Origin of the sequence: Pelorhabdus rhamnosifermentans, assembly GCF_018835585.1 — a bacterium.
GTDB lineage: Bacteria > Bacillota > Negativicutes > UMGS1260 > UMGS1260 > Pelorhabdus > Pelorhabdus rhamnosifermentans.
Genome location: NZ_JAHGVE010000016.1, coordinates 46,635 through 66,602, shown reverse-complemented (window position 1 = coordinate 66,602; position 19,968 = coordinate 46,635). Strand labels below are relative to the sequence as shown.

The window sequence follows — 19,968 nt, the reverse complement described above, 5'->3', positions numbered from 1 at the left end:
GGGACTGCTATGCCTGAAATGCCAGAAGTAGAAACGATTCGGCGGCAACTGGCCGATAAACTGTTAGGTCATACCATTATGGATATGGATATTCGTTTGTCGCGTTTATTTAAATGGCCTGAAGCAAGTGAGGTAAAAGCGCATTTAATTCATCAAACAATTGTTGCCGTAACAAGGCGAGGAAAATATTTGCTTTTTACGCTTTCTAATGAGAAAATTCTTGTTGTTCATTTACGTATGACAGGGCGGCTGCTTTATCAAGCTAAGCAGGAACAAGAAGATGCTTATACAAGAATTGTGTTTTATTTAGAGAATAAACATGTGCTTATCTATGCCGATACGCGTACCCTCGGGACGCTCTATGTCATGAGCGAACCAGAACTTGCACGCATTTCGGGTCTTGCCACCATGGGGCCAGAGCCTTGTTCAGCAGGATTTACGCGGGAATATTTGAGCCGAGGGTTGGCTAAACGTCATGGAAATTTAAAGGCTCTGCTACTGAATCAACAATTTATTGGTGGATTGGGAAACATTTATGTCGATGAATGTTTGGCTGTGGCGGGCATTAGTCCCGAGCGTAAGGCATCAAGTTTGCTAGGGTGCGAAGTAGATAAATTGTACGAAGCAGTAAATCGTGTTATTCAGGAAGGACTTGAAGATGGGGGAACAACTTTTCGTGATTATCAAAATAGCGAAGGAAAAAGCGGTTCCCATCAGGATCGATTATGGGTGTATGATCGTACAGGGCAGCCTTGCCGTCGTTGTGGAACTGCCATTATGAAAAAGGTTGTGGCAGGGCGTGGAACGCATTACTGTCCGCATTGTCAGCATTAGAGGAGGGGCGTATGATGCGTTTCATTGGTTTAACAGGCGGGATTGCCAGTGGGAAAAGTACAGTAAGTGCCTTGCTGAAAAAACAAGGTGCCTTTATTATTGATGCGGATCAGATTGCCTATAACGTTGTTGAACAAGGCGAACAGGCTTATAAGGATATTGTGACTGCTTTTGGAGGCGATGTTGTTTTAGCGGATGGCAGGCTGAATCGGCAGAAGCTTGGGGCTTTGGTGTTTCAAGATGCGAAAAAACGGGCATTACTAGAGAAGTTTACTCATCCGCGTATTGAAGAGAGAATCGTTGAACTCATAGAATTTGCCCAAAAAAATTCATATCCAGTGATTATACTTGATATGCCCTTGCTTTTTGAAACGGGCTGGGATAAAAGAGTGGATGAAGTTTGGGTTATTCAGGTAGATGAATCAATACAACGGCAGCGGTTAATGAAGCGCAATTCCTTTTCGGAGCAAGAAGCTACGTTGCGTATGAAGGCCCAGAAATCACAGGTAGAAAAAATTCGTAAGGCCGATCAAGTGATTGATAATAATGGCGATTTAGCAAAGCTGCAGGCTGAGATTTTACGAGTTTGGGCACAGGTAATGCAGTGACTTTTTACGGAGGATGGTATTTTGGGTAAGATGACTTGGGCCCGGTTTTTAATGATTACTCTATTAGTTGGTATGCTAGGTGCATATGGTGTTTTTCAAAGCACTTGGTTTCAAAAAGAGTATATATATCCTTTTAGTTATCAGACGGAGGTTTATCGGTATTCGGAGCGTAATAAACTGGACCCCTATTTAGTAGCGGCAGTGATCCGTACAGAAAGTAAATTTATTAATATGGCTCGTTCTCCGAAGGGCGCTATGGGACTCATGCAAATGATGCCAGATACGGCAGAATGGGTGGCACAACAAATTGACTATTCGAATTTTGAAGTTGCTCAGCTCAATGACCCGGAAGTGAGCATTCGTTTTGGCACGTGGTATTTGTCTTCTGTAAAAAAAGAATTTGGTGGTAATGAAGTGCTTATGCTTGCCGCGTATAATGCGGGCCGTGGCAATGTGAAATCGTGGATGAAACAATATCATTGGACAGCAGATTTTCAAGCAGTGGATCAAATTCCCTTTAAAGAAACACGTGAATATGTGAAACAGGTTTTGCGTGATCGCCAGCGTTATCAGATTCTTTATCAAGAGGGCAAGCCATAACTATATCAATCCTGCCTATCAAAAGAGTGCATATCAGATAAAAATGATATGCACTCTTTTGATTCTTTGTAGGGGTATATTTTTTAGTTGACATTTTTTCAGGATGCGGTATAATAGAGTTTGTCGGTATAAGAATATCTCTTGTTTATAACGTAAGTTGGGGCAGGGAGACATCCTTATCATATGTATTCAAGTTTATCCTGTGCGGCCGTGGCGGAACGGCAGACGCGCTAGCCTCAGGAGCTAGTGGGGGCAACCTCGTGGTGGTTCAAATCCACTCGGCCGCACCATTAAAATAATAGTAAGATGACTTGATGGCATATTTTATGCGGTAGTGGCGGAACGGCAGACGCGCTAGCTTGAGGGGCTAGTGGGGGCAACCTCGTGATGGTTCAAATCCATTCTACCGCACCACAATTGATAATCAAGACTTCTAGAATATCTAAGAAGTCTTCTTTGTTTTATATATTGATTTAGTTTATGATTTTAAAGGGAAGTCTTAAACGCGAAAGGAGAAGCTATGACAACAGAACGTAAAGAATTAAATAGCTACACCTTGACATCCGAGGAAATTGAGAAATTATTGAAAGACGAATTTGGTGATAAGGTTGCGCCAATGAACAGAGCCAAACTTGCCAAGCAAAATTTGCAGAGAATGAAAAATCGCGCTAGACAGTAAGTGTAAAACCTTTTCAGGATTTCTGAAAGGGTTATTTTTTTTAGTTGCGTCAAGCTTTAGTATAGGAAATACAATTATGTATAAGGCGTATACCTATTGTACTCCGTGAGCGGACCTTGTTATGGAAGTATGTTTAGTAACTTTCGATCATATTTTAAGACTCCCGCTTTTATAAATAAGTATGGAGTATTTGTTTATGAAAAACCTGTTGAGGAGAGAAGCTTTATGAAACGTCTCAAGTTTTTGGTTGTTTCGATGTTCATGTTGACAGCATCGATGGTGCCAGCAAATAGTGGTGTTGCGGCACCACTCAGTGTGATGCCTCATGTGACAACAGAAATGCTTGATGCTTCCTATTGGATTGAAAAACTGAATTACCCCGACCAAGTGATTATGAATAGTAGGGAGATTGAAACATTTAATACCGAAATCATGCGCAAATTACCTACAACTGTTTATGATTTAACATCCTATCCGGATAGCTTGTCTAAGCAGGATTTAGCGAAGTTATTACTGAAATATTCTTTCCCTACGAGCACGCTATTTACGAATGGTCGGGCTATTGAGGCAGCTTATTATGATAATTTAAAAAGCTTGATGAATTTCGAAGGCGTGCAAGAAACGAACAGTGTCCAATTTGGTTTTACAGTAAAACGTGCCGATATTCGTACCTTCCCAACGGATGATGCAGTTTTAGAAAGTGCCGATGATATTGAATTTGACCAATTTCAGGAAACGGCGGTAGGTCCGGCTGAGGCACTACTTGTGCTTCATACAAGTAAGGATGGGAAGTGGTTTTTCGTACAAACCCATGATTATCTAGGATGGATGAAAGCCGACTGCATTGCTGTTGGTAGCAAAGACGAATGGCTCAATTATCAAAAGAGTAATCAATTTTTAGTTGTTACTGGAAATATGCTTCAACTTGGATTTAATGAATATTCACCGGAATTATCAGAATTAGCTTTTGGTATGGGTGCCAAACTGCCTTTAGCAGTGGGTGATGAAATCCCGCGACTTGTTGATAATCAATCTGTTGCTGGCAACTATGTTGTGAAAATTCCCGTGAAAAATCAGGCAGGCCAACTGGATTTTAAATTAGCGTTAGTTAGTGCAGCCAGTGATGTTTATGAAGGATATCTTCCTTATACAAGAGCGAGTATATTGAAACAAGCTTTTAAAATGCAAGGTCAGCGTTATGGCTGGGGCGGTAGTTTTCATAGCCGTGATTGTTCGGCTTTTATTCAGGATATTTATGCTGTGTTTGGTTTCCAATTACCGCGTAATGCGGATGAACAAGAAAATTCAGCAGGGATTACAGTCAATATTCCTGAACAAGCAACACGATTGGAACGTGCTGTTCTGCTGAGCAAGATGAAACCAGGTGCTACTTTACATATGAACGGACATGTCATGCTGTATTTGGGAGAAGAAAATGGTCACGAATATATTGTGCATGATATTGCTGCGCAGGGCGACTCCAAGCACCCCTTACCTGATGGTAAATTAAAGCGCGTACCCATCAATCAAGTGACTGTGACTGATGTAGAATTGCTTCGGTCGAATGGGAAACAATTGCTTGAATCATTGCAGACTTTGAAGCAAATAGAAAAATGAAGTAAAAGGACTTTTTTGTCGCTATTGCGAGAATTAGGGGGGGTTAGTATAAGTATAAATGAAAATTACATATTTATTAATAACTCTATGAAACAGTCTAATTAAATTGACTATATAGATACTCACTGAAGAAAAAGAGGTAAATTCATGAATGAAGAACGTTATTTAAAAAAGAAAATGGGATTTTGGTCTCTTACTGCACTATCTCTCGGGGGAATCATCGGATCTAGCTGGCTCTTTGGTCCATGGGCAACGGCAAAAGTAGCGGGTCCTGCAGCGATTATGTCCTGGCTGATTGGTGCATTTGTCGTTACTCTTATTGCCCTTGTTTATGCTGAATTAGGAATGGTTAAGCCTGAGTCAGGTGGGTTAGGCCGTTATCCCCTTTATTCGAATGGGAAATTGCTTGGTACAGTAGCTAGTTATGCTATCTGGTTTGGCTATTGTGCAACTGCACCGGTGGAATCGGCCGGAGTTATCCAATATGCTCATCATTTTTGGCCAGCACTCTATGATGTAGCGAAGGAGCAACTGACTCCAACAGGTATTCTGGCATCCACTGTTTTGATGATATTCTTTGTTGTTGTTAACTATTTTGGTGTGAAGTTTTTTGCTGTTACGAATACCGTTATTACTACGATTAAATTTATTGTGCCTGCGCTTACGATCCTTGCCTTTTTTATGACGGGGTTTCATTCGGAGAACTTTACAAGTCAAGGGTTTGCCCCTTATGGCTATGGTGCTGGACTAAGCGCGATATTAACAAGTGGAATATTTTTTGCTTATACAGGATTTGGTAATGTAATTATGATGAGCGGCGAAGCTGTTAACCCCAAGCGTAATATTCCCCTTGCTCTGATTACCTCTCTAGTAGTTTCCGCTTTATTATATGCGTTACTTCAAGTTGTTTTTATTGGGGCAGTTCCACCGGAAATGCTTGTTAATGGTTGGAGTGGAATTAAGTTTGATTCGCCATTTGCTACTTTGGCACTTATGGCAAATATGGTTTGGTTGTCTTGGATTATTACAGCGGATGCTATGATTTCTCCATCAGGCTCAGCACTTGCTTATACAGCTGGAACTTCAAGACATGTCTTTGGAATGGCGAAAAGTGGCTTTCTGCCCTCGTACTTTGAAGCGGTTAACAAACAATCGGGTGTCCCAACTCGTGCACTTGCTCTCAATTTTTTGATGGGGCTGCTGTTCTTATTCCCGTTAAAAAGTTGGACAGCCATTGTCGCTATTGTCGGAGCCATTGGTATTTTTAAATATGCTACAGCCTGTGTAACGGTCGTGGTTTTCCGTAAGGTGGGTTTGACAAAAAACAATGGTCTTCCAGGTATGCAGTTTATAGCTCCCTTAGCTTTTGTATTTGCTACGCTGCTTATTTACTGGACAAAATGGAGTAAAGTACAACTTGCCATTATCGGGTTGGCTTTAGGATTGGGGGGCTATTTAGTAGCCCATTTTATCAATAAAAATAAGTCGATAGAAATCTTTGGCGGATTATATTTTGTTTTTTATGTTCTGATGCTTGTTGCCATGTCATCGATCGGAAATTTTGGCGGTGCAGGTCTGATTTCTGAGCCCTATATGTCTATTATCGTGGCAATACTCGGTTTGATTTTTTATTATATTGCTGTCTATAACGGTGTATGGTATATGCGTAAAAAGGGGAATATCGAAGAATTACAAGATAATGAAACACAAAGCGGCTCTTGACAAGCTAAAAAAATGGCATTATACTAATAAAAAATGAACCTTTAATACTAGTCCTGTGAGGCTAGGAAGGAGAGTGATCGTATGGCTAACTATAAGTCTTTTTATCTTTCAACTCTGTTGAACGATGAAAGGACTTTTTTGTTTCTATTGCACGATTTAAGGAAAAATGTTAGTATAAATATGAATTAAAACCGCATATTTATTAATCGTGAGATAGTTTATGTATAATTGAATGCTTTAAACTTGATGATAAAGATTAGCAAGGAAGAGGAGAATCCTTGTTAATAACCAGAACGCTACTTAAAGAGGAGGAACAAAAATGATAAAAACTCCTGTTTCGTTAAGGCGGAAAAACATTTTAGATTTAGCCAGCCTTAGTAAAGAAGAAATTGAATCGATTCTTATTACAGCGAAGGAAATGAAAAATGTTATTAATCGTGACATTAAAAAGGTACCCACCTTACGCGGAAAATCTGTTGTGAATCTCTTTTTTGAACCAAGTACAAGAACAAGAACGTCTTTTGAATTGGCTGGAAAATATTTAGGGGCAGATGTCGTTAATATTACGACATCAAGCAGCAGTGTTGTTAAGGGGGAAAGCCTGCGGGACACGCTCATGACCGTCGAAGCTATGGGGGTTGATGTTATTGTCATGCGCCATAAAGCCGAAGGTGCCGCTCTCTTTGCAACACAGTGTGTCAGCCCTGTCATTATTAATGCCGGTGATGGTGCTCATGCCCATCCGACGCAGGGACTTCTGGACTTATTTACGATGAAGCAGCACTATGATTCGCTGTCAGGTCTCAAGGTGGTCATTGTCGGTGATATTACCCATAGCCGTGTGGCCCGTTCGAATATTGCCGGATTAGCTAAATTTGGTGCCGATGTTCATTTGGCAGGACCCAAAACCTTAATTCCCAAAGATGCGGAAAGCCTGGGTGTTACGGTGCATTATAATGTAGAAGAAGCCTTAAAGGATGCCGATGTTGTGAATGTTCTTCGGATTCAGCTTGAACGGCAAAAAAGTGGACTTTTCCCTTCGCCACGGGAATATGCGCGGATATTTGGCATGAATAGCAAACGTTTGGCCCTTGCTAAGCCCGGCGCCCTGTTGCTTCATCCGGGTCCGATGAATCGTGGTCTCGAAATTTCGCCTGATATTGCCTACAGTGATCAATCGATGATTGCTGGACAGGTACAAAATGGACTGGCTGTGCGTATGGCCTTACTGTTTTTGGTTACGTTAGGAGGGAAGAACATTGAATTACTTGCTTAAAGGTGGCCGAGTGATCAATCCGGCAGAACAGTTTGATGGACTCATGGATGTACTGATTGAAGAGGGGAAGATTGCTAAAATAGGCAAGAAAATTACCGCAAAAGATGCGAAGGTCATGGATATGACAGGTCTAGTTATTACACCGGGCCTGATTGACATGCATGTACACTTAAGAGATCCCGGTCTTGAAGCCAAGGAAGACATGGCGTCAGGTACGCGCGCCGCTGCGGCAGGCGGATTTACGACGATTGCCTGTATGCCAAACACCAAGCCGATTGTGGATAGCTCTATTGTTGTAGAAGGAATTTTGCGAAGAGCCGCTGTGGAGGGACTTGTCCATGTGGCTGTGATTGGTTCAGTCAGTAAAGGGGAGTCAGGCAAGGAATTGGCTGAAATTGGCGATATGATACTTTCTGGGGCTGTGGCCATTTCAGATGATGGTATTTATATTAATCAAGCGAATCTGCTCAAAACAGGGATGGAATATACATCCATGTTTGATCGGATTTTCATTACGCATGCCGAAGAAAAATCCCTTGTTGAAGAGGGGGTTATGCATGAAGGGAAGATATCAGCAAAACTCGGACTGAAAGGGCGACCTTCAATTGCTGAAGATATTGCTGTGGCACGCAATATCATGCTTGCTGAATATACGGACACGAGGCTTCATATTGCCCATGTCAGTTCGCGGGAATCGGTGGAATTAATTCGTCAGGCCAAGGCGCGTGGCGTTAAAGTGACTGCCGAAGCTACGCCGCATCACTTAGCTTTAACAGATGAGGCTGTACTAACCTTTTCGACAGCTGCCAAGGTTTGTCCGCCGCTGCGTTCGGCAGAACATGTGCAAGCTGTTCGACAAGGCTTATTAGATGGAACGATTGATGCCATCGCCACGGATCATGCCCCTCACGCTTTTGAAGAAAAAGATTGTGAGTATAATGATGCGCCCAATGGTTTTGCAGGCCTTGAAACAGCACTTGGTGTTGTGCTTACGGAGCTCTACCATACAAAATTGATGTCCCTGATGGATATTGTTAATAAAATGTCTGTAGCTCCCGCGCAGTTGCTGAATCTCAAGGCCGGTGTGCTGAAAGTGGGCGCAAGCGCTGATATTACGATCATCAATCCTGAACTTTCTTGGACAGTAGATAGCACCGGTTTTTATACCAAAGGAAAAAGTACGCCTTTTGAAGGACGGAAACTTATCGGTAAAGCTGTGGGAACTTTTGTTGGCGGCCGACTCATGATGGAACAAGGAAATGTTTTAAGTGAATAGTGAGGTGTTAGTATGATAGGAAAACTTATTTTAGAAGATGGTACGGTTTTTGTTGGTAAAACACTAGGTCAGGCCGAAACAGTTGGCGAAGTCGTGTTTAATACAGGTATGGTAGGTTATCAGGAAATACTCACAGATCCTTCCTATTGCGGACAGATTGTGACCATGACTTATCCTATCATTGGCAATTACGGAGTGGCTGATCTTTTCAATCAGTCCCGTAAATCTTATGTCAGGGGCTTTATTATTAGCGAACTTTGTGAGCAGCCCAATAGTTATTTAGCTGAAGAATCATTGAAGCAGTTTCTGCTCAGTCAGAATATCCCCGTCATTTATGGCATAGATACGCGGGCTGTGACAAGAAAGATCCGCGCGGCAGGTACCATGAAAGGAATCATTGTTTCAGGTAATATTTCTGATGCAAAGTGTAAGGAATTGCTGTTGACTCAGCTTCCTTGCAATGAAGTAGCCCAAGTCACGACAGAGACGGTTTATACTCTCCCAGGGGAAGGACCGAAAGTGGTTGTTGTTGACTATGGTATTAAACGCAATATTTTGCGTTCGCTGCAAAAAGCAGGTTGCAGTTTGACTGTTGTGCCTGCTAATACTTCGGCAGAAGAAATTCTTTCTTATGAGCCGCAAGGTATTTTTTTATCAAACGGACCGGGCGATCCCCAAAGTCTGCCTGAAGCGATTGCCGAGGTGCAGAAGCTTGTCAAAGTGAAGCCGGTTTTCGGCATTTGCTTAGGTCATCAACTGTTGGCTCTGGCTCTTGGCGCAGACACCTATAAGCTGAAGTTTGGTCATCGTGGCTGTAATCATCCTGTTAAAGATCTTGTAAGCGGCCGGGTTTATATTACGTCACAAAATCATGGTTATGCCGTTGATCCGGATTCACTCGCTGGAACAGATCTTGTGATTACGCACCGCGCTGTCAATGATAAGACAGTGGAAGGGTTAAAACATAAAACTTTGCCAGTCTTTTCCGTTCAATACCATCCTGAAGCTGCACCAGGCCCGGATGAGAATACCTATCTATTTGGTGAATTTATGCAGCTCTTAGCAGGGAGGAACTAATTATGCCGAAATATACGGATATTGCGAAAGTTCTTGTCATTGGTTCCGGCCCTATTATTATTGGTCAAGCCGCAGAATTTGACTATGCAGGTACGCAAGCCTGCCGTTCGCTGAAAGAAGAAGGCATGGAAGTTGTACTGATTAACAGCAATCCGGCAACAATTATGACGGATACGCATATTGCTGATCGTGTCTATATTGAACCTTTAACACTTGATTTTGTTACAGCAGTGATTGAGAAAGAACGGCCTGACGGGCTGTTGCCTACGCTTGGTGGTCAGGCGGGACTTAATCTTGCCGTGGAATTGGCTGATGCCGGTGTGCTGGAAAAATACCAGGTACGTCTGCTCGGCACCCCGCTGGAATCCATAAAAAAGGCGGAAGACAGGGAATTATTTAAAATGACGATGCAGGAAATTGGCCAGCCTGTACCTGAAAGTACTATTGTCGAGTCGCTGGAAGAAGCGCAGGCTTTTGTGCGCGAGATCGGTTTTCCTCTAATTGTAAGGCCTGCTTATACCATGGGAGGCACAGGCGGCGGCATTGTTTGTAATGATGAAGAACTTGTCGATACAGTGACGCGGGGCTTAAAGGCCAGCATGATTCATCAGGTTCTTCTGGAGCGCAGTGTGGCGGGCTGGAAGGAAATCGAATATGAAGTACTGCGTGATGCAGCTAATAATTGCATTACTGTTTGTAATATGGAAAATTTTGATCCTGTGGGCATTCATACAGGCGACAGTATTGTTGTGGCTCCCTCTCAGACTCTCACGGATTTGGAATATCAAATGCTTCGTACCGCTTCTCTCAAGATTATTCGCACCCTCGGTATTGAAGGCGGTTGTAATGTACAATATGCTCTCGACAGTAAAAGCAGTCAGTATTATGTGATTGAAGTCAATCCCCGTGTAAGCCGTTCCAGTGCTTTGGCTTCGAAAGCAACAGGATATCCCATAGCCAAGGTCGCCAGTAAAATCGCCATTGGCTATCATCTCGATGAAATCGTCAATGCTGTCACACAAAAGACGATGGCTTGTTTTGAACCGGCTTTGGACTATGTTGTCGTGAAATTCCCCCGCTGGCCTTTTGATAAATTTGTGTTAGCTAATCGTAACCTTGGGACACAAATGAAGGCTACAGGCGAGGTTATGTCGATTGACAGAACCATTGAAGGTGCTTTGATGAAGGCCGTTCGTTCACTGGAAATTGGATTGCACCGGCTGCACCTGCCTGAGCTTGATGCACTTTCGACAAAAGAGATTAAAGAACTGATTTCCCTTGCTGATGATGAGCGGATTTTTGTTATTGCTGAGGCCCTCAGACGAGGCATCTCCATCGACGCCATACATCAAATTACCAAGATTGACACTTTCTTTTTGGCTAAGATCAATAATATTATTACGATGGAACAGCGTTTGGCTAACGAAGAATTAACCCCTTCCTTGCTGCTTCAGGCTAAAAAGCGGGGGATTGATGATCCGACGATTTGCGAATTTACCGGTCTTGATGCCAAAACTTTGCGGGACTACCGCAAAGAACAGGATGTCGTTCCTTGCTATAAAGTCGTGGATACGTGTGCTGCCGAGTTTGAAGCTGCCACTCCCTACTATTATTCAACTTATGCCATGGAAAATGAGGCTGTACCCACAGCGCGGCGCAAGGTCGTTGTTTTAGGGTCCGGCCCGATTCGCATTGGTCAGGGAGTAGAATTTGATTACTGCTCTGTTCATTCTGTCTGGGCATTGCGTGATTTAGATATTGAATCCATTATTATTAATAATAATCCCGAAACAGTCAGTACGGATTTTGATACAGCAGACAGATTGTATTTTGAGCCTCTTACTGTGGAAGATGTGCTGAATATTTTAGATAAAGAACAGCCTGAAGGGGTCATTGTTCAATTCGGCGGACAAACAGCCATTAATTTAGCGGGCCCGCTAGCAGAGGCAGGAATTAAAATTATTGGCACGAGTGTCGATAATATTGACAAGGCTGAAGACCGTGAACGGTTTGACGAACTGCTAGAACAGCTTCATATTCCCAGACCGCGTGGTAAAAGTGTGGCAAATGACGCCGATGCCTTGGCTGCGGCTGAAGAAATCGGCTATCCTGTTGTTGTTCGTCCGTCTTATGTGCTTGGCGGGCGGGCCATGGAAATTGTTTATAGCAAAAATGAACTCGAAGATTATATGCAAAATGCCGTCAAGGCCTCACCTGAACACTTAGTACTTGTTGACCGCTATATGCAGGGCAAGGAAGTGGAAGTCGATGCCATTTCTGATGGCACAGATATCTTAATTCCGGGTATCATGGAACATATTGAGCGTGCCGGTGTTCATTCCGGTGATAGTATTGCTGTTTATCCGGCTCAGACCTTGTCTGATAAGGTGATTGCGACGATAGCCGATTATACGAAGAAACTGGCGATCGGCCTGGCTGTAAAAGGCTTGATTAATATTCAGTATGTTGTTGTCGATGAAAAAGTGTATGTCATTGAAGTCAATCCAAGATCAAGCCGGACCATTCCCTTCTTAAGCAAAGTGACGAATGTTCCCATGGTCAACGTGGCGACACGGATTGCCTTGGGTGCTACGCTGAAATCGCTGGGCTATCCTACCGGATTGTTGCCTAAGAAACCTTTTGTGGCTGTCAAAGCTCCGGTATTTTCCTTTGCTAAAATGCAGCAAGTCGATATTTCGCTCGGACCTGAGATGAAATCTACGGGGGAAGTCATGGGGATTGACTACTTCTATGAACGGGCCTTATATAAAGCCATTGCCGGTGCAGGCATGAACATTCCTCATGAAGGAAGCGTGCTCTTTACTATTAATGATAAAGATAAACCTGAAGCATTCGCCATTGCCAAGGGGCTGCAAGAAATGGGTTATCAGATTATCGCAACAGAAGGTACAGCCAAATATCTTACGGAGCGGGGCCTTCAGGTTACAAAAGTACCGAAAATTACGGAACAGCCACCTCATATTTTGGATCTCATTAAAGAGGGAAAAATTAATATGGTAGTCAATACCACGACGCGTGGAAAAGAAGAAGAACGGGATGGTTATAAAATTCGAATGGCTACAGTCGAATATGCGGTACCTTGCTTAACTTCTCTTGATACGGCATCAGCCGTACTGCGTGTATTGAAGGCGATGAGTACAAGACGTTCCACTTACGTTCTGGCATTACAAGATTATGCAGAAGGTAGTGATTATTTTGGCTAAATACCAGGAAGGCGCCTTGATTCTTTCCCATGAAATGATTGCGCCCGCTTTACGGAAGCTGGTGCTCTATGCGCCACAGATGGCTACGACAGCGACAGCGGGGCAGTTTATTCATCTTGCCGTAGGCGATGACAGTCATCTTTTGCGCCGTCCCCTGAGTATTGCCGATGCCGATAGTTCTCGCAAGACACTAACCATTATTTATAAGATTGCCGGGAAGGGAACGAAGCAGCTGGCGACGAGGCAAAAGGGAGAATCTATTGACTGTATGGGCCCTCTCGGCCAAGCCTTCACCCTTCAGGGAGAGCATCCCTTACTTGTTGGCGGCGGGATTGGTATTGCTCCCTTGCTTCTGCTTGCTAAATCGCTTTGCCCTAGGCCGAGTGAAGTCTTGATGGGCGGACGGAGCGCAGAAGATATGATTTGGCCAGCTTTATTTGAATCGATATGTGAAAAACTTCATGTGACAACAGATGATGGTACGGCAGGTGTCAAGGGTGTCAATGTTGAATTATTACCCGATTTGTTAAGTAAGGGAAAATTTGACATGATTTATACTTGCGGCCCGAAGCCTATGATGGCAGCTGTTGCCCAACTGGCCAAAGAGTTCCACATTCCCTGCCAAGTTTCATTGGAAGAATATATGGCTTGTGGCATCGGTGCCTGCTTATCTTGCACCTGTGCAAAAACAAATGGCGGCAGGGCCAAAATTTGTACTGAGGGTCCAGTATTTTGGAGTACGGAGGTTTTTGACTGATGAGCAGTAAATTAAGCACAGTATTTGCGGGTATTTCCATGAAGTCGCCAGTCATGAGTGCATCAGGAACATTTGGCTTCGGTCTTGAATACAGCGATTTTGTGCCGCTTCAAGCGCTTGGCGCTGTTGTTGTTAAGGGAACGACGCTTGCACCACGGGCAGGCAATACGGGTCATCGCATTGCTGAAACACCTTCAGGTATGCTCAATTCCGTTGGACTTGAAAATCCGGGTGTAGATGAAGTGATAAAGCATATTTTGCCTCAGCTTGTTCCTTATGAGACGCCTGTGATTGTTAATATTTCGGCAAGTACTGTCGAAGAATACGGGTTACTCGCCAATAAACTTTCTCGTGCTCCTATTGCGGCTTTGGAAATTAATATTTCCTGTCCTAATGTAAAGCAAGGCGGTATGGTTTTTGGAGTGGAAGAGGAAAGTGCGGCAGCTGTTGTTGCCTCAGTCAAGCAAAATACAGATAAACCGATCATTACCAAACTTTCACCGAATGTTACCGATATTGCGAGTATGGCGCGAGCGGTAGAGCAAGCGGGAACAGATGCTATTTCCTTGATTAATACGCTGCAAGGCATGGTCATTGATATTCATTCCTGGCGTCCTGTGCTTGGCAATGTCATGGGAGGTTTGTCAGGTCCGGCTGTCAAACCCGTCGCTGTTCGTATGGTCTATCAAGTGGCTCAGGCTGTGTCTGTGCCGATTATTGGGATGGGCGGAATTACGACAGCCGATGATGCGGTAGAATTTTTTCTGGCTGGAGCCAGTGCGGTTGCAGTAGGTACAGCCAATTTTGCTAATCCGCGGGCTATTTTGGATATTACGCAGGGTCTGGAAGATTATTTATCAATGAAAGGCCTCGACCATGTGAGTCAGTTAGTTGGCCAAGTAAAGCTGTAAGATGAAAGTATGTAAAAGTGAAAGGAATGTGAAAAATTGTGCAGGAAGATTCGCGCTTAATTGCGGCGCTTGATGTGGATACACTTGCTGAAGTGAAAGCCGTGACGGCTGAACTAGGTGAACTTGTTCAATATTATAAAGTAGGTATGCAGCTGTATTACAGTCAGGGCAATGATGTATTGACTTATTTGAAACAGCAGCATAAAAATATTTTTTTAGATTTAAAATTGCATGACATTCCTAACACCGTGGCCAAGAGTGCCGCGGTGTTAGCACGCCTGGGTGTGACTCTCTTAACACTTCATGCGTTAGGCGGTCCGTCTATGCTCAAGGCAACGTGTCAGTCCGTACGAGAGACAGCGAGCGAACTTGGAATAATTCCACCGAAACTTTTGGCTGTAACGATTTTGACGAGCATGAATCAACAGGAGTTAGCCCGTATCGGCTGTGACTTATCTGTTGAACAAGAAGTGTTAAAATTAGCAAGCATGGCTCAAGAAGCAGGCGTGGACGGCATCGTGGCGTCGCCTCAGGAAGCGGGTGCGATTCGTAAACTATGCGGCCCTGATTTCTTGATTGTTACGCCAGGCATTCGTCCGGCGGGTGCGGCACTCAATGATCAGAAACGTATTGCTACACCCGCGCAGGCTATTGCCGCCGGTGCCAGCCATTTGGTTATTGGCAGGCCTATTTTAGCCGCGGCAGATAGACGGTTGGCTGCACAACAAATTCGGGAAGAAATGAGGAATGGAAAATGACAGAAGCTGAAGTAAAAGAATTATTTATCAAAACAGGTGCCATTTTGGAAGGACATTTTCTGCTGACTTCCGGTCGTCATAGTTTGATGTATGTAGAAAAATTTCAGGTTCTTCAGCATCCCAAATATACAGAGAAGTTGTGCAAGGCTTTGGCTGAGCGATTTAAAGATGCGCAGATTGATGTTGTTGTGGGACCTGTAACAGGTGGAATTTTATTGGCTCATGAAGTGGGCAAGGCATTGGGAACGCGTGCCATCTTTACGGAACGTGACAGCGACCTGATGGCTCTTAGACGGGGATTTTTCATCAACCCTGGTGAACGCGTTCTTGTTGTAGAGGATATTGTCACCACAGGCGGATCGGTGCAAGAGGTCATCAATGTAGTAAAAGAGCATGGCGGTATTGTTGCGGGCGTGGGCTTACTTGTTGATCGCAGTGGCGGAAAAGCCGATTTCCATGCGCCGACAGAAGCGCTTTTGCATCTTGATGTGCCGTCTTTCCCTGAATCAGAATGTCCGGCTTGTAAGGCAGGACAAGCAATAACAAAAAGAGGCAGTCGTAAAATCTAGAACTACCTCTTGCAAAGTTTTGCAATATATGATATTATGTAAAAGCTGATTCAAGTGGCCCGGTAGTTTAGTTGGTTAGAATGCCGCCCTGTCACGGCGGAGGTCGTCGGTTCAAGTCCGATCCGGGTCGCCAATTGCGGAAGTAGCTCAGTGGTAGAGCATCGCCTTGCCAAGGCGAGGGTCGCGAGTTCGAATCTCGTCTTCCGCTCCATAGGGGCATAGCTCAATTGGTAGAGTAGTGGTCTCCAAAACCATTGGTTGTGGGTTCAAGTCCTACTGCCCCTGCCAGAAAAAGTACAGAGATGATACGTATTTCGTATCATCTCTTTTTGTGTTTTTAAACAGAAAAAACGGTATTTACTTGGAGGTTTGATATAGGTCATATATTATAAGACCATCTCTTGTATAATGGTACTGAATATGGTACTATGAACGTAAGGGGTTGGTAGTGTGAGTAAGCTAGAAAAATTATTGGAACGAATACGAAACAATCCTAAAACTGTTAGATTCGAAGAATTGGATAAACTACTACTTAGGGCAGGATTTACCAGAAGGCAATCAAATAAGGGAACGAGCCACTTTTATTATACTAAGGGCGATAAAACATTATCAGTTCCTTATAAAAAGCCATATATTTTAAAAGTATATGTTGAACAAGCAATCGAGTTTTTAAGTGAGTGTTTCGATAATGAATAATACCTATACATTCAATTGGAGGTAATAAAATGAAAAACTTTGATTATTATATGAAGTTGCCTTATAGGATTGTAATAAAGCCTTCTGTTGAAGGCGGCTATGTTGCTTATATACCTGAATTAAAAGGGTGCATAACACAAGCGGACACCTTACATGAGTTAGCTGAAATGATTGAAGATGCAAAAGCAGGTTGGATTGATTTAGCCTTGCAAGACGGTAAAAAAATTCCTGAACCTGATGATATTGAAGAATATAGCGGAAAATTCAATGTAAGGATTCCTAAATCATTGCACAAAGATTTAGTTTTGAAGGCAAAAGATGAAAAAGTTAGTTTAAATCAAATGACCACATATCTTTTAGCAAAGGGCTTAAACTCTAAAGTAAAAATATAATTTCTAAATGAGTTAGAAAACTTTTATGCTGAACCGTGTTGAAGGATGTAAAGACGGTTATATTCAAATGGCAAAATTATTCAATATATTGAGTGCGAGATTTTTATTATCGTGAAAAATCAACGAATACGAAAGGAACAAGGGATTTATGATGGCGAGTTTTATCATTACACGATACACCTTGTACAATAGATAATCAAACGAAGATGTTATCCAACGCTGGTTTTAGATCAGTGAAAATGAATTGGAGAGAAGGAAATACAACAATCATTGTTGCTAAAAAATAAGGAATACTAACTATGGATTTCATACAAATTCAATAACACCACAGATTCAAGTTGGGGCGTTAGTATTATCAACATGGTAAGAAACTGGACTTTTTGGCATCAGACAAAGGCTTCACTAGGTTGGCCGTACGGTACCTGGCCGCTGAGAAGCGGTACGTTATCCTTTATTCGCATAACGTTTTAATTCTTGGTAAAAGTTTTCGCGTGTACCGGCTAGTAAGACAACTACTTTTTTATTGTCAGCCTCGAAAATAGAATAAGCTATTTCATAATTAGTCTTATTGTAATACACGTCATAGCCATAAATGCCAGAGAGATCGCCGTGTTTAGCTTGTCCAATATATGGATCTGATTGGATTAGTATGAAGGCATCTTTGAATTTTAAGCGTAATTGTTTATCTTTCAGTTTTTTAAAATAACGTTCAGCAGCGGAACTAAATAATATTTTGTACATAACTTAGTTTTTCTCACCAAAAATATCGTCGAAGGTAGCAGCAGGTACTTCATCGGCAGCAATACGTTCCGCTTCTGCTGTCATTTTGCCAATGGCAGTTTTGATATTTTTAGTATTGACTGCAAATTGCTCTATTAGTTCATGGCCGGATAATCCCTGATCTACAAGTTCTTTTAAAATTTCTACCGAAAACTCATCATGAGTGTTGCGAAATGGGCGAATGACTAAAGAATTATCTTTGACAAAGCATTCGACTTCATTTTCTAGGCCTAGTTGTTCAAAAAATTTAAGAGGAATCGTAATTTGGCGTTTTTTAGAAACGCTAATAATTTTTCGATTCATAGGGTCACGCTCCAATTTTTTTGCGAGCATAGTAAACATCTCCTTTATAATATATGTAAGCACTCACTAAATTATCCTTGAAATTAGTATAACAAAGAAACAAAGAAAAGTCGATAAATGGTAATCATATTGGGCTTTAGTTGATCGCAAAAACTACGTGTTTAGGCGTAGTTTCTGTGATCAAATGTTAGCTTTAAATCAAATGGCATCTATCTTTTAGCTAAAGGTTTAAATTTGAAAGTAAGAATATAAATGTTAAGAAAATACTCACTTTTTAGCCAACTCATGGATTTGTTGCTTGCAAATTCTGGTTGAAGTACTATAATAAAGTTAGGTGGAAATTGAAAAGTCGCCGTGTCCTCAAAGTGTTCGAGCACTTTGAGGCACGAGCAGGTGGTATGCTCACCTACACGTAACAGTTACCTGTCCACGACGATACTTACTATTATACCGTGCGGCCGCTGTGGATTCAAGCGACGGTATGTTCGGTAGATAAAGTAAGTGTAAGTTCGGACTGGATGTAGCGGCTGTATGCAATATTTGCATAGGCAAGGCAGCGATGTCCTATGCCCAAAAATAGAGCACCAAGCGCATGTGTAGGTTGGAAAGAGACCTGGCATGCGTTTTTCGATTTCTTCCTTAGACGGGTTGTGCGGCGGTTAGCCGCCGTTATAACCTGAATCTTGGGGAGGATGAAGGAAATGAGTAATGGTATGCATCTTTTTGAAAGGGTAACAAGAGATTTACAAGTCATGCATAATGAAGAGAATCTGGCGGATTTAAGAACGGCATCAGGTGATTACTATTGTACCAGTCGCAAGATTGAAGTCTTGCAGCAGGAATTAACCGCTGAACTGACGAAAGAGCAAGTCGTAAAACTTCGTGAGCTGCAGGATTATTTTTCATATCTGGAAAGTTCCTCCGGTGATATCTACTATAATCAAGGCTTTGCCGATGGTATCAGTTTGATGATGCAGTCCTTGATGTGGGAGGCCGTTCGCAGCTAGAGGCTTATAACAAGCACTGATTTGGAGCTACCTACGCGTTGTCATGGTATAAATGTAATTTGTAGCATTGGTTGAAGTTTAGAAGAAATTTTTCATAAATGGAAAATCCCATCTTTGTTGTTTAGATGTTACTTTTTAGATATAATAATTATTGTAATTCATATCTTTTATTTTCATTTCGGTGCTAGTGATCATATCATTGAAAGGCGGCCAGAATATGTCTAAGGTTGTTGATTTGAATGCTAATCGGATCAAAGAAATTTTAGCACAAGAAAAAGTTGCTTTAGTTGGCAAGTATCACATATCGGAATTGGGGATTTTTGGATCGTTTGTTCGTGGAGAGCAACATACACGTTCTGATGTTGATATACTTGTTGATTTCAACAAAACAATTAGTGCTTTTCAATTTATTGATTTAAAATGTGAACTAAGTGATAAGTTGGGAGTTAAGGTAGATTTAGTTTCTAAAAAAGCTTTAAAACCGCGAATCGGGAAACATATTCTTGCAGAGGTCGAATATATATGAGTCGAAAAAAAAATCGGGAGTATCGTGATTATATAGAAGATATTTATAATGATTTATGTCTCGTATTAGAATTTACAGAAGGAATGTCTAGTGCTGAATTTATCAATGATTCAAAAACACAGTATGCTGTGTGCAAGGCATTAGAAAATATGGGTGAGGCTAGTAAGCGAATTCCTGAATTTATTCGTAAAAAGTTTCCACAGATTCCTTTTCGGAAAATGGCTGGTTTGCGCGATGTTGTAACACATGATTATGATGGAATTAGTTATGATATGATTTGGGCATTACTTGTGAGAGATTTACCATCGCTAAAGGAAAAACTTTCACAGGTATTAGTGGATGATTTGTAATGCTTA

The 19,968-nt window shown here is 42.3% G+C and carries 21 protein-coding genes and 5 tRNA genes; 24 read left to right on the top strand and 2 right to left on the bottom strand.

Annotation, left to right across the window (positions count from 1 at the left end; genetic code table 11):
* The first annotated feature begins 9 nt into the window (after positions 1-9).
* The 21 genes from mutM (at position 10) to Ga0466249_RS17300 (ending at position 16,996) form a co-directional block, all read left to right on the top strand.
* The gene (gene mutM / locus Ga0466249_RS17400) at positions 10-834 is read left to right on the top strand and encodes a bifunctional DNA-formamidopyrimidine glycosylase/DNA-(apurinic or apyrimidinic site) lyase (RefSeq protein ID WP_215830748.1); all 825 of its coding nucleotides are present in this window, start codon (positions 10-12) and stop codon (positions 832-834) included.
* A gap of 11 nt (positions 835-845) precedes the next feature.
* On the top strand, positions 846-1,442 hold the full coding sequence (gene coaE / locus Ga0466249_RS17395; RefSeq protein ID WP_215830747.1) for a dephospho-CoA kinase: 597 nt from the start codon (positions 846-848) through the stop codon (positions 1,440-1,442).
* A 30-nt stretch (positions 1,443-1,472) separates the two neighbouring features.
* Complete coding sequence (locus Ga0466249_RS17390; RefSeq protein ID WP_246588834.1) at positions 1,473-2,042, top strand: lytic transglycosylase domain-containing protein; 570 nt, start codon at positions 1,473-1,475, stop codon at positions 2,040-2,042.
* A gap of 204 nt (positions 2,043-2,246) precedes the next feature.
* Positions 2,247-2,332: transfer RNA gene (locus Ga0466249_RS17385), tRNA-Leu, on the top strand.
* Positions 2,333-2,370: 38 nt separating this feature from the next.
* Positions 2,371-2,456, top strand: a tRNA-Leu gene (locus Ga0466249_RS17380).
* Between the two features lie 106 nt (positions 2,457-2,562).
* The gene (locus tag Ga0466249_RS17375) at positions 2,563-2,721 is read left to right on the top strand and encodes a hypothetical protein (RefSeq protein ID WP_215830745.1); all 159 of its coding nucleotides are present in this window, start codon (positions 2,563-2,565) and stop codon (positions 2,719-2,721) included.
* A 225-nt stretch (positions 2,722-2,946) separates the two neighbouring features.
* A complete protein-coding gene (locus Ga0466249_RS17370; RefSeq protein ID WP_215830744.1) occupies positions 2,947-4,338 on the top strand; it encodes a C40 family peptidase in 1,392 nt (463 codons plus the stop codon).
* Between the two features lie 147 nt (positions 4,339-4,485).
* Positions 4,486-6,060 (top strand): APC family permease, encoded by a 1,575-nt coding sequence (locus tag Ga0466249_RS17365; RefSeq protein ID WP_215830743.1) that lies wholly within the window; start codon positions 4,486-4,488, stop codon positions 6,058-6,060.
* A gap of 319 nt (positions 6,061-6,379) precedes the next feature.
* Positions 6,380-7,336 carry an aspartate carbamoyltransferase catalytic subunit gene (locus tag Ga0466249_RS17360; RefSeq protein WP_215830742.1) on the top strand — a complete coding sequence of 319 codons (957 nt, stop codon included), beginning with the start codon at positions 6,380-6,382 and terminating at the stop codon, positions 7,334-7,336.
* Entirely contained in the window at positions 7,320-8,612 is a 1,293-nt protein-coding gene (locus tag Ga0466249_RS17355) for a dihydroorotase (RefSeq protein WP_215830741.1), read from the top strand. Before Ga0466249_RS17360 ends, Ga0466249_RS17355 begins: the two co-directional genes overlap by 17 nt.
* A 12-nt stretch (positions 8,613-8,624) precedes the next feature.
* Positions 8,625-9,689, top strand: coding sequence for a glutamine-hydrolyzing carbamoyl-phosphate synthase small subunit (gene carA, locus Ga0466249_RS17350; RefSeq protein ID WP_215830740.1), 1,065 nt, complete (start codon positions 8,625-8,627; stop codon positions 9,687-9,689).
* Between the two features lie 2 nt (positions 9,690-9,691).
* On the top strand, positions 9,692-12,913 hold the full coding sequence (gene carB, locus Ga0466249_RS17345) for a carbamoyl-phosphate synthase large subunit (RefSeq protein WP_215830739.1): 3,222 nt from the start codon (positions 9,692-9,694) through the stop codon (positions 12,911-12,913).
* Positions 12,906-13,670 (top strand): dihydroorotate dehydrogenase electron transfer subunit, encoded by a 765-nt coding sequence (locus Ga0466249_RS17340; protein ID WP_246588827.1) that lies wholly within the window; start codon positions 12,906-12,908, stop codon positions 13,668-13,670. Before carB ends, Ga0466249_RS17340 begins: the two co-directional genes overlap by 8 nt.
* Positions 13,670-14,581 (top strand): dihydroorotate dehydrogenase, encoded by a 912-nt coding sequence (locus Ga0466249_RS17335; protein WP_215830738.1) that lies wholly within the window; start codon positions 13,670-13,672, stop codon positions 14,579-14,581. The genes Ga0466249_RS17340 and Ga0466249_RS17335 overlap by 1 nt, the downstream gene beginning before the upstream one ends.
* A 38-nt stretch (positions 14,582-14,619) precedes the next feature.
* Positions 14,620-15,339, top strand: coding sequence for an orotidine-5'-phosphate decarboxylase (gene pyrF, locus Ga0466249_RS17330; protein ID WP_215830737.1), 720 nt, complete (start codon positions 14,620-14,622; stop codon positions 15,337-15,339).
* On the top strand, positions 15,336-15,908 hold the full coding sequence (gene pyrE, locus Ga0466249_RS17325) for an orotate phosphoribosyltransferase (protein WP_215830736.1): 573 nt from the start codon (positions 15,336-15,338) through the stop codon (positions 15,906-15,908). The genes pyrF and pyrE overlap by 4 nt, the downstream gene beginning before the upstream one ends.
* A gap of 56 nt (positions 15,909-15,964) precedes the next feature.
* Positions 15,965-16,041: transfer RNA gene (locus tag Ga0466249_RS17320), tRNA-Asp, on the top strand.
* A gap of 3 nt (positions 16,042-16,044) precedes the next feature.
* A tRNA-Gly gene (locus tag Ga0466249_RS17315) sits at positions 16,045-16,119 on the top strand.
* 1 nt (position 16,120) lies between these two features.
* Positions 16,121-16,196: transfer RNA gene (locus Ga0466249_RS17310), tRNA-Trp, on the top strand.
* Positions 16,197-16,358: 162 nt separating this feature from the next.
* Complete coding sequence (locus Ga0466249_RS17305) at positions 16,359-16,604, top strand: toxin HicA (protein ID WP_215830735.1); 246 nt, start codon at positions 16,359-16,361, stop codon at positions 16,602-16,604.
* 29 nt (positions 16,605-16,633) lie between these two features.
* Positions 16,634-16,996, top strand: coding sequence for a toxin-antitoxin system HicB family antitoxin (locus Ga0466249_RS17300; protein ID WP_215830734.1), 363 nt, complete (start codon positions 16,634-16,636; stop codon positions 16,994-16,996).
* 444 nt (positions 16,997-17,440) lie between these two features.
* On the opposite strand, the gene Ga0466249_RS17295 is transcribed toward Ga0466249_RS17300, so the two are convergent.
* Together Ga0466249_RS17295 and Ga0466249_RS17290 are read right to left on the bottom strand one after the other, a co-directional pair.
* Entirely contained in the window at positions 17,441-17,737 is a 297-nt protein-coding gene (locus tag Ga0466249_RS17295) for a type II toxin-antitoxin system RelE/ParE family toxin (RefSeq protein ID WP_215830733.1), read from the bottom strand.
* Positions 17,738-17,740: 3 nt separating this feature from the next.
* A complete protein-coding gene (locus Ga0466249_RS17290) occupies positions 17,741-18,109 on the bottom strand; it encodes an AbrB/MazE/SpoVT family DNA-binding domain-containing protein (RefSeq protein ID WP_215830732.1) in 369 nt (122 codons plus the stop codon).
* A gap of 671 nt (positions 18,110-18,780) precedes the next feature.
* Between Ga0466249_RS17290 and Ga0466249_RS17285 the strand changes: the two genes are divergently transcribed.
* From Ga0466249_RS17285 to Ga0466249_RS17275, 3 genes are all read left to right on the top strand, one after another.
* Positions 18,781-19,086, top strand: coding sequence for a hypothetical protein (locus tag Ga0466249_RS17285; RefSeq protein ID WP_215830731.1), 306 nt, complete (start codon positions 18,781-18,783; stop codon positions 19,084-19,086).
* A gap of 217 nt (positions 19,087-19,303) precedes the next feature.
* Positions 19,304-19,612, top strand: coding sequence for a nucleotidyltransferase family protein (locus Ga0466249_RS17280; RefSeq protein ID WP_215830730.1), 309 nt, complete (start codon positions 19,304-19,306; stop codon positions 19,610-19,612).
* A complete protein-coding gene (locus Ga0466249_RS17275) occupies positions 19,609-19,962 on the top strand; it encodes a HepT-like ribonuclease domain-containing protein (protein ID WP_215830729.1) in 354 nt (117 codons plus the stop codon). Before Ga0466249_RS17280 ends, Ga0466249_RS17275 begins: the two co-directional genes overlap by 4 nt.
* Positions 19,963-19,968: the final 6 nt, after the last annotated feature.